The sequence below is a fragment of the Neisseria sp. HMSC074B07 genome, from assembly GCF_001810355.1.
In the GTDB taxonomy this organism is placed as follows: Bacteria; Pseudomonadota; Gammaproteobacteria; order Burkholderiales; family Neisseriaceae; genus Neisseria.
Window position 1 is genome coordinate 1 of record NZ_KV800937.1, and the last position, 13,876, is coordinate 13,876.

Consider the following 13,876-nt stretch of genomic DNA (forward strand, 5'->3'; position numbering starts at 1 on the left):
TTTATGAGTGTCCAAGATTTGGGGGCCAGTTCAGGTAAAAACAGACAGTTTCAGACGACCTTTTATTTAATTTGTCTGATTTATCGGATTATGGTTTTTTCTAACTGTCCGCCTGTTAAGTTATCCTAGTTTAAAATGACTTTACTTATTGGAATAAATATTAATGACTTGGTGTGACATACTTTCGTCACTGAGTTAACCCACAACGGAGAACACACCATGAGCAAGTCTTTCTTGACTAAAACTTTGACCTTGATCGCCATTGCTACTTCTCTGAGTGCATGTGCGGGCATGACCCAAACACAACGCAATACTGCTACTGGCGCGGTATTGGGCGGTGTAGCGGGTAACTTGATCGGTGGCGATACCGGCTCTACTTTGGGCGGCGCTGCATTAGGCGGCGTCATCGGCAGCCAAGTCCACAGACATCGTTAATTTTTAAAACGATAAAAGCCGGTCGGGCCTTAAATGGGTTCGACCGGCTTTTTTTATTGGGCGTGATTGAATCAGAAAAATGTTTGCGCAAGGTTGGGGAGAGTTCAAAATTATGGATTGCTTTTCTGTGGGTTGGGCGAGTATGCCCGTTTGTTGTCAGGCTAACGCGTCGCCGCGCATTCGCCGTTTTCAAACACCAACACCTTCTCCGGCCAGCGCAATGCCGCCAGCCTGAACTGTTCGGGACGGTATTTTTGCGGGAATTTCCTTGCCCGCCAGCTTGCGCCAATCGAGAAATCGACGCAGAACACGTTGCGCCGCGCCCCGTGCCAGACATCCGGCTGCGGCGGCAGCAACAGCCGTTCGGCGGCAACGGCGGCGGGAGACGGCTGCCAACTGCGCCAATAATGGCCGATAACGACGGGCGTATCGTCACAGTAGTCGTCCCACCACGCGCAACGGGTCGTACCGCGCCAGCGTCCGCCGGCGTAAAACGGCTTGTCCGCCAAACGCTCCACGCCGCTGGTGAGGGCGCGTATCGGATGCAGGCGGCTGCGTTCGAGTTCGTATCGCGCGGTAGCAGGCATGGGCGGCGGCGCATGGTCGGGATTTTCCGCCTGCGGGGCGTAATGCGCCTGTTCGTAGAGGTAGTCGGGATACCAAGAGGCCGTCTGAAGGCGGTGTTTCAACTCGGCATCGAAGCGGCGGTATTGTGCGGTCAGGCTTTCGCCTTTTGCTTCTTCGAGGCGTTCGATTTGCGGCGGCAGCCAGGCGGCGTGGACGATGCGCAGGTCTTCGCGCTCCAGCAGCAGCGGCTGTTCGGCCAGCCATGCGCGCAATTCGGTTTTCTCTTTTTCTTCCACGCAATGCCACGGCGCGTAATGGGCGTCTTTTTCGGCGCGGACATCGAAAAACCAGCCCGAGCCGTCTTTCGGGTCGTCGGCAAGGATGTTCAATTCGTGGTTGCCCAAAACCATCCATGCCCATCCGTGTTCGTAAGCCTGTTTGAACCACGCCAGCATCGCGGGGCTGTCGGGGCCGCGGTCGCACAAATCGCCGACGAACACCAGCCGCCGCCCGCGCGGATGGAAACCGTCGTCGCGGTAGCCGAGCCGGTGCAGCAGCGATTGAAAGGCGGCAAATTCGCCGTGAACGTCGCCGACGATGTCCAGCGGCGTGTCGGGCAGTGATTGGCGGTATTGATAGGACATGATGGTCGGAGGTCGTCTGAAAAGTGTGCCGACGGTGTTTTTAGACGACCTCGGGCAGTTTCAAGAAGTTTTCACGGTAGTAACGCATTTCCTCGATGCTTTCGAGAATATCGTCCAAAGCCTGATGCGAACCGCGTTTCACCACGCCTTTGGCAACGGGCGGATTCCAACGCTTGGCGAGTTCTTTCAGGGTGGATACGTCCAGATTGCGGTAGTGGAAATATGCCTCAAGGCGCGGCATGTATTTGACCATGAAGCGGCGGTCTTGATGGATGGAATTGCCGCACATCGGCGTGGCTTTTTCGGGAATCCATTGCGCGATAAAGTCGAGCAGTTTCTGCTCAACTTCGGCTTCGGACAGCCGCGATTCGCGCACGCGCTGCGTCAGCCCCGTTCGACCGTGGGTGGCGGTGTTCCAGGCGTCCATGCCGTCGAGCAGTTCGTCACTTTGGTGGACGACATAAACTTCGGACTGCGCCAAGACGTTCAAATCGGAGTCGGTGATAATCATGGCGACTTCGATGATGCGTTCGCGTTCGGGGTCAAGCCCGGTCATTTCCATATCGAGCCAGCAGAGGTTGCTTGCGTTTTGAGTCATTTCAGACGACCTTTCGTCGGTTTAAAAACAATGGGCGGTATTATAGTGGATTAACTTCAAATCAGGATAAGGCAAAGCGGTCGCGTAAATATAGTGGATTAACTTTAAACCAGTACGGCGTTGCCTCGCCTTGGCTCAAAGAGACATTCTCTAAGGTGCTGAAGCACCAAGTGAATCGGTTTCTGTACTGTCTGTACTGTCTTGCGGTTTCATCGCCTTGTCCTGATTTAGTTAAGCCACTATAGTATAGTCGTCTGAAAACGAATGCGGCGGGTTTGTTCTATTGTTTCAGACGACTATTTTCATCAGGGGAGGATTCGCGGGCGAAGCCCACGCTACGGGTTGGCACGGTTGAGTTTAAACCGTTTCAAATAATAAAAGGTCGTCTGAAACCCGTTTTCAGACGACCTCTTTGCCGTTTTACTTCACTGCCGATTCAAATCAGAACAAGCCGTGGATCACGCCGTCTGCGTCCACGTCGATTTTCTCGGCGGCGGGGACTTTAGGCAGGCCGGGCATTTTCATCATGTTGCCGCACAGGGCAACGATGAAGCCTGCGCCGGCGGAAACGGTGATGCCGCGCACGGTGATGCGGAAGCCTTCGGGGCAGCCCAAGAGTTTGGCGTTGTCGCTGAGGGAATATTGGGTTTTCGCCATGCAGACGGGCATTTTGTCCAAGTCCAGTTTTTCCAGCGAGGCGATTTCGGCGGCGGCTTCCGCGCTGAAATCGACGTCTTCCGCGCCGTACACTTTTTGGGCGATGGCGCGGATTTTGTCTTTGATGCTCAACTCGACATCGTAGGCAAAGCGGAATTCATTGGGTTGGTTGTCGATGGCGTTGACGACTTTGCGCGCCAAATCCGCGCCGCCCGCGCCGCCTTTGCCCCACACTTCGGTCAGGGAAACTTCGACGCCGTGTTCGGCGCAGGCTTTTTCAATCATTGCCAACTCGGCATCGGAGTCGGACACGAAGCGGTTGATGGCGACGACGACGGGCAGGCCGAATACGTTTTTCAGGTTGGAAATGTGTTTCAGCAGGTTGGGCAGACCTTTTGCCAAGGCTTCGAGGTTTTCCTCGCCGAGGTTGGCGCGTTCTACGCCGCCGTTGTATTTCAAGGCGCGGACGGTGGCGACGACGACGGCTGCGTCGGGTTTCAAACCGGCAAGGCGGCATTTGATGTCGCAGAATTTTTCCGCACCCAAATCCGCGCCGAAGCCTGCTTCGGTTACGGCGTAATCGGCAAGGTGTTTTGCCAGTCGGGTGGCGGTAACGGAGTTGCAGCCGTGGGCGATGTTGGCGAAGGGGCCGCCGTGTACGAAGGCGGGCGTGCCTTCGATGGTTTGCACCAAGTTAGGCTTGATGGCGTCTTTGAGCAATGCCGCCATCGCGCCGTGGGCTTTCAAATCTTTGGCGTAAACGGGGCTGCCGTCTTTGGCGTAGGCGACGAGGATGTTGCCCAAACGCTCTTTCAAATCGCTGATGTCTTTGGCAAGGCAGAATACCGCCATGACTTCGGAGGCGACGGTGATGTCGAAGCCGTCGGGACGCATCACGCCGTCAACGGGTTTGCCCATGCCGTCGATGATGTTGCGCAACTGGCGGTCGTTCATATCGACCACGCGCCGCCACAGCACGCGTTTGGGGTCGATGTTCAACTCGTTGCCTTGGTAGATATGGTTGTCGAGCATGGCGGCCAAGAGGTTGTTCGCCGCGCCGATGGCGTGGAAGTCGCCGGTAAAGTGCAGATTGATGTCTTCCATCGGCAAAACTTGGGCATAGCCGCCGCCCGCCGCGCCGCCTTTGACACCGAACACAGGCCCCAAAGAAGGTTCGCGCAGGGCGATAACAGAATCTTTGCCGATATGGCGCAACGCGTCCGCCAAACCGATGGTCACGGTGGTTTTGCCTTCGCCCGCCGGAGTCGGGTTGATGGCGGTAACCAAAATCAGACGGCCTTGTTTTTGCGGCAGTTTGAACGCTTCGGCAGGATTGATTTTGGCTTTGTAATGGCCGTAGGGTTCGATATTGTCAACGTTCAAACCCAGCTTGGCGGCAATTTCGCCAATCGGACGCATGGTGGAAGATTGGGCGATTTCGGCATCGGTTTTGAAGCTCATGATTTTCCTTTACTGAATGGAGAAGAAAAAGAGGAGGGTCGTCTGAAAGCCCATCGGAAAGACAAACGCTGATGGATTCAAAAGAATTTTAGGCATATTATAGCGTTATCTGAGAATGAATCGCAGTGAAAAATTCGATAATTCAACAAGAATGCGGTTCATATTGTTGACAATCCACAAGAGAAACGGACAAACATGGGCAGCAACGCATGGCTTTTCTGGGCATTGGCATCCGCAGGCTTCGCCTCGCTGACGGCGATTTTCGCCAAAATGGGTTTGCAGGGCATCGATTCGGATTTCGCCACCTTCATCCGCACGCTGGTCATCCTCGCCGCGCTGGTCTTGTTCCTGACCTACACCGGCAAATGGCAGGGCGTGAACGGGTTCACAGGAAGAAACTGGACATTCCTGATTCTCTCCGGCCTCGCCACCGGCGCATCCTGGCTCGCCTACTTCAAAGCCCTGCAACTGGGCAACGCCTCGCAAGTCGCCCCCGTCGATAAATTCAGCCTGGTTTTGGTCGCGCTGATGGCGGTGGTTTTTCTGGACGAACGCCCCAGCACGCAGGAATGGATAGGCTTGGGACTGGTTACGGCGGGGGTGTTGACGCTGGCTTTGAAACGGTAAGGCGAAATGATTTTTCAGACGACCTTTTAAGCTGAGGGGGCGTCTGAAAATGTTGGCCGCAAATAGGGCTGAAGGCTTACCGTCATTTGCGGCGATGGTTTTGTGTATAGTGGCTTAACTTTAAACCAGTACGGCGTTGCCTCGCCTTGGCTCAAAGAGACATTCTCTAAGGTGCTGAAGCACCAAGTGAATCGGTTTCTGTACTGTCTGTACTGTCTTGCGGTTTCATCGCCTTGTCCTGATTTAGTTAATCCACTATACATACGCGAGGAGTCGAATCCATCAAAAAGGTCGTCTGAAAAACAAAATGTTCAGACGACCTTTTTGTCTGCTCCGTTTTCAACATTCCACAACGCGGACGGATACGGGAACGGCTTTTTTCTGGAGGGTGATGGCGAGTCCGGCAAGCGAGGTTTCTTTGTAGGTGGACTTCATGTCGCGCCCGGTTTGCAACATGGTTTGGATGACTTCGTCGAGCGAGACTTTTTTGTCCGTGCCGTCTTCCAGCAGGGCGAGGGTGCCGAGTTTGAGGGCTTTTTCGGCGGCGATGCCGTTGCGTTCGATGCAGGGGATTTGCACCAATCCGCCAACGGGGTCGCAGGTCAGGCCCAGATGGTGTTCCATCGCCATTTCGGCGGCGTTTTCCACTTGTTTGGGCGTGCCGCCGATGACTTCGGCGTATGCGCCCGCCGCCATGGAACAGGCGACGCCGACTTCGCCTTGGCAGCCGACGTCTGCGCCGGAGATGGAGGCGTTGGTTTTGTAGAGGATGCCGATGGCGCCTGCGGTGAGCAGGAAGTTTTCGACGCGCTCTTGCGTGGCGTGCGGGTTGAACTTGCGGAAGTAGTGCAGGACGGCGGGGATGATGCCGGCTGCGCCGTTGGTCGGGGCGGTAACGACGCGTCCGCCTGCGGCGTTTTCTTCGTTGACTGCCATGGCGTAAACCATCGGCCAAAGCTGGGTGTTGACGATTTCGGTTTCGCGCAGGGCTTTGAGTTTGGCGGCGAGTTGCGGGGCGCGGCGGCGGACGTTCAAGCCGCCGGGCAGTTCGCCGTCTGCCGCCAGTCCGCGTTTGATGCAGCCTTCCATAACGTCGGCAACGCCGGCGACGCGGCGGCGGATTTCGGCGTCGCTGCAACCGGCAAGCGCGGCTTCGTTTGCCAACACGGCTTCGGAGATGTCGAGCTGGTTCATGCGGCATTGGGCGAGCAGTTCGGCGCAGCTGGTGTAAGGGTAGGGGACTTGGCGCGTTTGCTCGGCTTGTTTGTCAAACTCTTGATCGGTAACGATAAAGCCGCCGCCGACGGAGTAGTAAATTTGTTCTTTGAGTTTGCCGCCGTCTTTGCCGTAGGCGGTGAAATTCAGTCCGTTCGGGTGTTTGGGCAACACTTGGTCGCCGCGTATGTTCAGGTCGCTGTCGGGGTTGAAGCTGATTTCGCGTCCGTTGAGGCGGAGGATGTGTTGCGTGCGGATGCGTTCGAGACGGTCGGGGATGTCGGCGAGGGGGATGTCGTGCGGCAGGCTGCCTTCCAAGCCGAGCAGGAGGGCGTCGAATGTGCCGTGTCCGCGTCCTGTCAGCGCCAGCGAGCCGTAAATGTCGATGACGATGCGTTCGGTTTGCGCGTCCAGCCCCGATTGTTTGAGGTCGTCTGAAAAGGCGGCGGCGGCTTTCATGGGGCCGACGGTGTGGGAGCTGGAAGGGCCGATGCCGATTTTGAAAATGTCGAAAATACTGATCATGATGTGTTTTCCCTCAATGTTGGCTGTTTGTGTGACGGAATACGGATATTGTCTGTTTGTCGGGTGGTTTGATGTGTCGCGTGGGTTAAGGCTTGTTTTCACGCGTCTGAAAGTCTGCGTATTTTAGCCTTTTTTGTCGGACGGATGATGCGCGGGCTGCCGTCGCAAAAGTATACGGCATTATAGTGGATTAAATTTAAATCAGGACAAGGCGACGAAGCCGCACAGTACAGACAGTACAGCAAGGCAAGGCAAGGCAATGCCGTACTGGTTTAAAGTTAAGCCACTATATCCTGTTTTGCAGGGCGGGCGGATAGTGGGGCGGATGGTTGGTGACGGATTGGCATGATTTGCCGCGCGTAGCAATAATGAATTGGGTCGTCTGAAATCTTGTTTGGGCTTGAAACGGGCGAAACGGGGTTTCAGACGACCTTGATGTATCGGCGTGTCGAACTCTTTAGCCTAATGCAAACAATTCGCGCCCGTGGGCTTTCAGCCATGTTTCGGCGGCTTGGGTGTGCGGGGTGAGGCGGTTGACGGTTGCCCAAAACTGTGGGCTGTGGTCGGGGTGGGGCAGGTGGCAGAGTTCGTGGATGCAGATGTAGTCTGCGACGTAATCGGGTGCGCCGATGAGCCTCCAGTTGAGGCGGATGCCGGTGGTGTGGCGGCAGACGCCCCAGAAGGTTTTGGCGTTGGAGAGGGCGGTCGCGGCGGGAATGAGGGCGGTGGTGCGGGCGTGGTGTTCGAGGCGCGGCAGCAGGTATTCGCGGGCGCGTTCGTGCAGGAAGCGGCGCAGGTGGGTCAGTTGGGCGGCGGGTTCTTTGTCGGGCAGCAGGATTTCAGACGGCCTGATTTGGATGTGGCTGCCGCTGTGGACGGATAGGGTCGTCTGAACGCCTTGATACCAAATCCATTCGGGGAGGGTGTCGGCGGATGCGGCGGCGGTCGGGGCTTGGGCGAGGGTGCGGCGCAAGAGCGGTTCGTTGTCGGTCAGCCATTGGGCGAGGGTGCGATGGCTGACAAACGGGGGAACGTTGATGCTGACGGTGTCGCGGGATACGGGGCGCAGGATGAGGTTTTTCTTGGCGCTGCGTTTGAGCCGGATTCGGATGGACTGGCCGTCTGAAAGGGTGTGGGCGTAGTGTCGGGACATGGATTGGGTCGGTGTCGGGGCGAATCTGCGTTTTCAGACGACCTTTGCGACGGCAAACGGTCCTTTTCCTTCAATCAGGGGTTGTTGCGTTTCAATCCGTTTTTCGCATTCCGCCATCAATTCGGCTTCTGTGCCGCTGCTGTGGGGGATGATGGGGTTGATGACGACGGTGATGGTGCCGGGGTGTTTGAGGAAGGCGTTTTTCGGCCAAAATTCGCCGCTGTTGAGGGAGACGGGGACGATGTCCATTTCAAACATTTTCGCCATGCGCGCGCCGCCGAGTTTGTAGCGGCCTTTTTCGCCGGGCGGCAGGCGTGTGCCTTCTGGGAAGATGGTGATCCAGTAGCCTTCGTTTTTGCGCGCCATGCCTTGTTCCATCAGTTGTTTGCTGGCTTCGCGGCTGTTGCTGCGGTCTATGCCTATGGTTTTGACGAGTTTCAGTCCCCAGCCGAAGAAGGGGATTTTGAACAATTCGCGTTTGGCGACGTAAACCTGCGGCGGGAAGATTTCTTGCAGGGCGAGGGTTTCCTAGCCGCTTTGGTGTTTGGCGCAGATGATGGAGGGGCGGTCGGGGATGTTTTCGGCACCGATGAGGCGGTATTTGAGTCCGATGATGTGTTTGAGCGACCAGTTGAGGATGCGTACCCAAATTTGCGCCATTTTGTGCGCGCCGCCTTGGACGGGCAGGGCGAGGAGCATGAAGGGGAAAAGTAAAATCAGGCTGGTGCTGAGGATGAACCAGTAGGTCAGGTTGCGGATGAGGAGCATGTTTCTACCTGTCGGATGGGTCGTCTGAAATCTTGTTTGGGCTTGAAATGGGGCGAAACAGGGTTTCAGACGACCTCGTGTATTTACGGGTTTGCCTGTCCGTCTGCATGGTCTTGTGCGGCTTCGTGCATGATGTATTGGGAGAAGGCGAGCAGGCTTTCGAAGATTTGGGTGTTTTCGGGTAATTCTTTTTCCTGTTGCGACAGGGTTTTCTTGCCTTTGCCGGTCATGACGAGCGCGGTTTTGCCGCCGGCTTCGTGCATGGCTTGCAGGTCGCGCAGGCTGTCGCCGACCAGCCAGGTTTCGGCGGGGTCGGCTTTGAAGCGTTCGAGGATGTCGTAAATCATGCCGGGCTTGGGTTTGCGGCAGTCGCAGTTGTCGGCGGCGGTGTGCGGGCAAAACCAGATGCCGTCGATTTCGCCGCCCGCCTGACGGACGAGGCGGTGCATTTTGGCGTGCATTTCGGTCAGGTCTTGTACGGTAAAGTATTTGCGGCCAATGCCGGATTGGTTGGTGGCGACGGCGATGTTGTAGCCTGCCTGCGTCAGGAAGGCGATGGCGTCCATGCTGCCTTCGATGGGTATCCATTCGTCGGCGGATTTGACGAAGTCGTCGCGGTCTTGGTTGATGACGCCGTCGCGGTCGAGGATGATGAGTTTCACGGTTGCTCTCCGACAGGGGATTCCAAATGGTTTTTCCATTGCTCAAACGCTGCCTGAAAGACGGGTTTGAGGCGTTTGTAGATTTCGGGGGTGTTGGGGACGTGGTAGAAGCCGCCGAGCGACGGGGTGTCGAGGGTGCGGACGTAGTCTTCTAAAAATGCGCCGTAGCCGTCTTCTTCATTGTCGTAGTAATAGGAGGTGAATTTCTGCCCTTGTTCGGTGAAGTCGTCGGGCGTGAGCGCGCCGTCCATGTGTTTGAGCAGGAAGCGGCGGCCGCTGGTTCTGCCTTTGAGCATATTGGCGAAATCTTCCGCGCTTTCGGGGGCGGTTTGCCAAACGGGATTCGCCAGCCCTGCCTGCGCCGCCCATATCCAGTACATGCCGATATGCGTGGCGGCGTTTTCGGACGGCAGGCCTTCGGGATATTCTTCGTCTAGGTGGAAGCGGATGTTGTCGTACATGGACGGTCGTGTGCTGTGATTCGGAGGGTGTTTATTGTAACGGAAAACGGGAGAGGTCGTCTGAAATCTGTTTTCAGACGACCTCCGGGGTGTCGATTTGCTTGTCAGCCTTTGAACACGGGGACGAGTTCGAGCTGGCTCAATACCTGCGCGGCGATGTTGATGACGCCGAAGAGGAAAACCCAAACCATCAGTCCGAATCCGCCGTAAATCTTGTAGTTTTTGCCTGCGCCGAATTTTTGGCGCGAACGGTAGAGCAGCATGGCGGGGATGATGCCGGTCCAAATGGTTGCCGCCAGACCGACGTAGCCGATGGCGGTAACGAAGCCTGTTGGATACAACAGACAGAAAATCAGGGGCGGCAGGAAGGTGAGGGCGGCGGTTTTGGTGCGGCCGGACACGCTGTCGTTCCATTTGAAGATGTCGGCGATGTAGTCAAAGAGGCCGAGCGTTACGCCGAGGAAGGAAGTGGCAATCGCCATGTAGGAGAAGAGGGTCAACACTTTGTCCATGCTGCCGGTTTGGGCGAACTTGGACAGGGTTTCGATGAGGACGGAGACTTGCCCTTCGGCGGCGATGACGGGGGCGAATTCGTTGCGCGGCAGGTTGCCTTGGATGGCGACTTGCCACAGGACGTAAATCACGAGCGCGACCAGCGTACCTGCCCAAATGGATTTGGCGACTTTGCGCGCATCGCCTTTAAAGTATTTGAGCAGGCTGGAGACGTTGCCGTGGAAGCCGAAGGAGGCGAGGCAGACGGGCAGGGCGGCGGAGATGTAAATCCAGTAGCTCGTGCCTGCGGGGGCTTGGGTGTCGAAGAGGACGGGCAGTTTGGCATCGGCAATCAGCCCGCCGGTCGCCCAAATGAAGGTCAGCACCATGCCGCCGATGAGGACGCTGGTGAAGCGATCGACCAGCCGTGCCGACGCCCACACGCAAAAGGCGAGGATGCCGAAGAAGACAAGCTGTCCGACGGTGAGCGAAACGTCGCTGCCTACCGCGCTGCCCAGCCCTTTGGCGGTCAAGTCGCCGCCGACGAAGATGTAGGCGTAGGTAAGTAAATATAAAACGAAGGCGACGGCAATGCCGTTGATGGCGTTCCAAGTCGGTCCGAGCAGGTCTTTGACCATGGTGTCGAAGCTGGCGCCGTGCGGATAGTGGGTGTTGACTTCAAGGATCATCAGGCCGCTGGAGAGCATGGAAAACCAAGTGTAAAGCAACACAATCAGCGAGCCTGTAAACCAGACGCCGGAGGTGGCGGTCGGGTTGGCAAGCATGCCTGCGCCGATAACCGTACCGGCGATAATCATGGCGCCGCCGAAAAGCGACGGGGTTTTGACGGACATGGAATTCTCCTCGGAAAAACAGTCCGCCATTATGCCGTAAAGTGTAAGGATTGGTAAGGAGGTCGTCTGAAAATTGCGGGGAAATGGCAGACAGCAGGAGGATTTTCGGACGGGGAGGCGGCGTGTGGATGAGAGCGGTTTAATTTTTTGAAAGATAGGGAGAAACGGCGGTTTCTCCTTTTTTATTTGGTTGGGGTGAAAAAGGGTTTTCAGACGACCTTTTGCTTGAAAATGCCGAATTTACATATTTATACGGCATTTTATGGCTAATTTTTCTCTAATTTTGCCTTCCTAGAATGCGCAACCCTTACAGAGGCGGCATCCGCAACAGGGCGCGGTAACAAAAAAAACAGACGACACATCAAGCAGAAAGGAAGCCGCATGAGCCAATCATACGAAGTCATTTTTGAAAACAACCGCAAATGGCAGGAAACGAAGAGGCAGCAATGCCCCGATTACTTCAAAGACCTCGCCGACGGACAAAATCCCGAATACCTCTACATCGGCTGCTCCGACAGCCGCGTTGCGGCGGAAGAGCTGATGGGGTTTGAGCCGGGCGACGTGTTTGTACACCGCAACGTCGCCAACCTTGTTCACGGTTTGGACATGAATGCCGCCTCTGCCATCGAATACGCCGTCTCGCATCTGAAAGTCAAACACATCATCATCTGCGGCCACTACAACTGCGGCGGCATCAAAGCGGCGATGCTGCCCGAAGATTTTGGCACGATGAATCCGTGGTTGAGCAACATCCGCGACGTGTACCGCCTGCATCAGGAAGAACTGGACGCAATCGAAGACGAACACCTGCGCTACGACCGCCTGGTTGAATTGAACGTGCAGGAGCAGTGCCTCAACGTCATCAAAATGGCGTGTGTTCAGGAACGCTACTTGCTCGACGGCTATCCGATCGTGCACGGCTGGGTCTTCGACCTGCGCACTGGCCGCCTCATCGATTTGAACATCGACTTCAAAAACATCCTCGCCGACATCCAGAAAATCTACGACCTTACCGATTCCGAATGGGTGGTCAACGCGCGCAAGAAAGCGGGTTGATGGCTTGGAGGTCGTCTGAAAAGCAGTTTGAACAAGCGTCCTGATTTTTCAGACGACCTTGATTTGCCCCAATCCTCTCAAATACAAAAACATACACACATCAGGAGTACCCCTCACCATGAAACCCCATCAGAAAAAACAACCTTTGGGCAGCCTGTTTAAGTCCAATTTCGCTTCCGGACTGGTCGTCTTCCTCGTCGCCCTGCCGTTGTGCCTCGGCATCGTCATCGGTTCACTCAGCACCTCGCATATCAGCGTTTCCGGCCCTGCCGCAGGCTTGGCGGCGATTATCCTTGCCGCGATTACCGAACTCGGTTCGTTCGAGCTGTTTCTGTGCGCGGGCTTAATCGCCGGTGCCATCCAGCTTTTGCTCGGCTTCATCCGCGCCGGCAGCCTTGCCGAATACATCCCCGTGTCCGTTATCGAAGGCATGTTGGCGGGCATCGGCGTGATTATCATCATGAAACAGATTCCGTTTGCCTTGGGCAGCAGCGGCAGCCTCGCCGACCCCGCCGCCCTGTTCGCCGACATTCATGCTGGCTCCCTTTTGGTAGCGGGCGTGTCGATGGCGATCCTAATCGTATGGGACAAAATTCCCGCGCTGAAAAACATCAAAGCCCTGCCCGCCGCGCTGGTTGCCGTGGGCGCGGGGATACTGATGAACCAATGGTTCGTTGCAAGCGGTAGCAGCCTTGCCATTCCCGCCGGACAACTCGTCCAACTGCCCGTTCCCGATACATGGCGCGAAGCCGCAGCTATGCTCACGCTGCCCAACTTTTCAGGTTTCGGCAACAGCTACGTCTGGATGACAGGCATCACCATCGCCATCGTCGCCTCGATTGAAACCCTGCTCTGCATCGAAGCCGCCGACCGCCTCGACACCCATCGCCGCATCACCGACACCAACCGCGAATTGCGCGCGCAGGGCGCAGGCAACATCGTCAGCTCGCTCATCGGCGGCCTGCCCATCACCTCCGTCGTCGTGCGCTCGTCCGCCAACGCCAATGCAGGCGCGACGCACAAACTGTCTGCCGTTATCCACGGCGTCCTGTTGCTGGTGTGCGTTTTGGCGATTCCCTTTATCCTCAACATGATCCCCCTGTCCACCCTCGCCGCTGTTTTGCTGCTGGTGGGCTACAAACTGGCGAAACCCGCCACCCTCCTGCATTTCTGGTATAAAGGGCTGTACCAGTTCATCCCCTTCGCCGCCACCCTCGCCGCCGTCGTCGCGCTCGACCTGCTCAAAGGCGTCGGCATCGGGCTCGCCATCAGCATCATTTTCATCCTTCAAGGCAACATGAAACGCGCCTACTACCTCAGCCGCGAAGAACTCGCCGAAGCCGACGAAATCAGTTTGGAACTGGCGGAAGAAGTCTCGTTCCTGAACAAAGCCGCCATCAAGAAAACCCTGAAAAACATCCGCCCGGGTTCCAAAGTAACCATCAACGCCGAACGCTCGTCCTACATCGCCGGCGACGTATTGGAACTGATTGAAGACTTCGCCAACGTCTTCGCCAAAGAAAACGACATAGACGTCGTGCTCAAAGGCTTCAAATCCGACTACGACCACGAAGGCCGCGACCACCACAGCCATGTGCGGGTAGGGCACAGCGCGAGTATTTAGAAGTCGGGTTGGAATGAGTAGGAAAAGAAAGAGGCCGTCTGAAAAAACTGAACTGCACCCCAAAAGTTGGACATCCC

The 13,876-nt window shown here is 56.3% G+C and carries 12 protein-coding genes and 2 pseudogenes; 5 read left to right on the forward strand and 9 right to left on the reverse strand.

Going from position 1 to position 13,876, the window contains the following annotated elements; all coding sequences use genetic code 11:
* Window positions 1-219: 219 nt before the first annotated feature.
* Window positions 220-435 (forward strand): glycine zipper 2TM domain-containing protein, encoded by a 216-nt coding sequence (locus HMPREF2726_RS06585; RefSeq protein ID WP_003761681.1) that lies wholly within the window; start codon window positions 220-222, stop codon window positions 433-435.
* A 161-nt stretch (window positions 436-596) separates the two neighbouring features.
* Here HMPREF2726_RS06585 and HMPREF2726_RS06590 read toward each other — a convergent pair whose 3' ends face one another.
* The 3 genes from HMPREF2726_RS06590 to HMPREF2726_RS06600 form a co-directional block, all read right to left on the reverse strand.
* Window positions 597-1,646, reverse strand: a complete 1,050-nt coding sequence (locus HMPREF2726_RS06590; protein WP_070602711.1) for a metallophosphoesterase — start codon at window positions 1,644-1,646, stop codon at window positions 597-599.
* 40 nt (window positions 1,647-1,686) lie between these two features.
* Window positions 1,687-2,244, reverse strand: coding sequence for an oligoribonuclease (orn, locus tag HMPREF2726_RS06595; RefSeq protein WP_070602713.1), 558 nt, complete (start codon window positions 2,242-2,244; stop codon window positions 1,687-1,689).
* Window positions 2,245-2,685: 441 nt separating this feature from the next.
* Window positions 2,686-4,362, reverse strand: coding sequence for a formate--tetrahydrofolate ligase (locus tag HMPREF2726_RS06600; protein WP_070602715.1), 1,677 nt, complete (start codon window positions 4,360-4,362; stop codon window positions 2,686-2,688).
* 195 nt (window positions 4,363-4,557) lie between these two features.
* Here HMPREF2726_RS06600 and HMPREF2726_RS06605 point away from each other — a divergent pair, with 195 nt between their 5' ends.
* Window positions 4,558-4,989, forward strand: a complete 432-nt coding sequence (locus HMPREF2726_RS06605; protein ID WP_003761693.1) for an EamA family transporter — start codon at window positions 4,558-4,560, stop codon at window positions 4,987-4,989.
* A gap of 339 nt (window positions 4,990-5,328) precedes the next feature.
* On the opposite strand, the gene HMPREF2726_RS06610 is transcribed toward HMPREF2726_RS06605, so the two are convergent.
* Window positions 5,329-6,729, reverse strand: a complete 1,401-nt coding sequence (locus HMPREF2726_RS06610) for an L-serine ammonia-lyase (protein ID WP_070602716.1) — start codon at window positions 6,727-6,729, stop codon at window positions 5,329-5,331.
* A gap of 181 nt (window positions 6,730-6,910) precedes the next feature.
* Between HMPREF2726_RS06610 and HMPREF2726_RS14410 the strand changes: the two are divergent.
* Window positions 6,911-7,033, forward strand: a pseudogene (locus HMPREF2726_RS14410) (IS5/IS1182 family transposase); the annotation flags it as partial.
* A gap of 153 nt (window positions 7,034-7,186) precedes the next feature.
* On the opposite strand, the gene HMPREF2726_RS06615 reads toward HMPREF2726_RS14410, so the two are convergent.
* The 5 genes and pseudogenes from HMPREF2726_RS06615 to HMPREF2726_RS06635 all read right to left on the reverse strand — a co-directional run bounded on the left by HMPREF2726_RS06615 (window position 7,187) and on the right by HMPREF2726_RS06635 (window position 11,119).
* The gene (locus tag HMPREF2726_RS06615) at window positions 7,187-7,882 is read right to left on the reverse strand and encodes a M48 family metallopeptidase (protein WP_070602718.1); all 696 of its coding nucleotides are present in this window, start codon (window positions 7,880-7,882) and stop codon (window positions 7,187-7,189) included.
* 33 nt (window positions 7,883-7,915) lie between these two features.
* Window positions 7,916-8,650 (reverse strand): annotated as a pseudogene (locus tag HMPREF2726_RS06620) (lysophospholipid acyltransferase family protein).
* An 83-nt stretch (window positions 8,651-8,733) separates the two neighbouring features.
* Window positions 8,734-9,312 carry a D-glycero-beta-D-manno-heptose 1,7-bisphosphate 7-phosphatase gene (gene gmhB / locus HMPREF2726_RS06625; RefSeq protein ID WP_070602721.1) on the reverse strand — a complete coding sequence of 193 codons (579 nt, stop codon included), beginning with the start codon at window positions 9,310-9,312 and terminating at the stop codon, window positions 8,734-8,736.
* Complete coding sequence (locus HMPREF2726_RS06630; RefSeq protein WP_049223250.1) at window positions 9,309-9,773, reverse strand: DUF7832 domain-containing protein; 465 nt, start codon at window positions 9,771-9,773, stop codon at window positions 9,309-9,311. The genes gmhB and HMPREF2726_RS06630 overlap by 4 nt, the downstream gene beginning before the upstream one ends.
* A 104-nt stretch (window positions 9,774-9,877) precedes the next feature.
* Entirely contained in the window at window positions 9,878-11,119 is a 1,242-nt protein-coding gene (locus HMPREF2726_RS06635; protein ID WP_070602723.1) for an aromatic amino acid transporter, read from the reverse strand.
* A gap of 381 nt (window positions 11,120-11,500) precedes the next feature.
* Here HMPREF2726_RS06635 and HMPREF2726_RS06640 point away from each other — a divergent pair, with 381 nt between their 5' ends.
* Both HMPREF2726_RS06640 and HMPREF2726_RS06645 read left to right on the forward strand, forming a co-directional pair.
* On the forward strand, window positions 11,501-12,175 hold the full coding sequence (locus HMPREF2726_RS06640) for a carbonic anhydrase (RefSeq protein WP_003768295.1): 675 nt from the start codon (window positions 11,501-11,503) through the stop codon (window positions 12,173-12,175).
* Window positions 12,176-12,293: 118 nt separating this feature from the next.
* Window positions 12,294-13,799, forward strand: coding sequence for a SulP family inorganic anion transporter (locus tag HMPREF2726_RS06645; RefSeq protein WP_070602725.1), 1,506 nt, complete (start codon window positions 12,294-12,296; stop codon window positions 13,797-13,799).
* Window positions 13,800-13,876 lie beyond the last annotated feature (77 nt).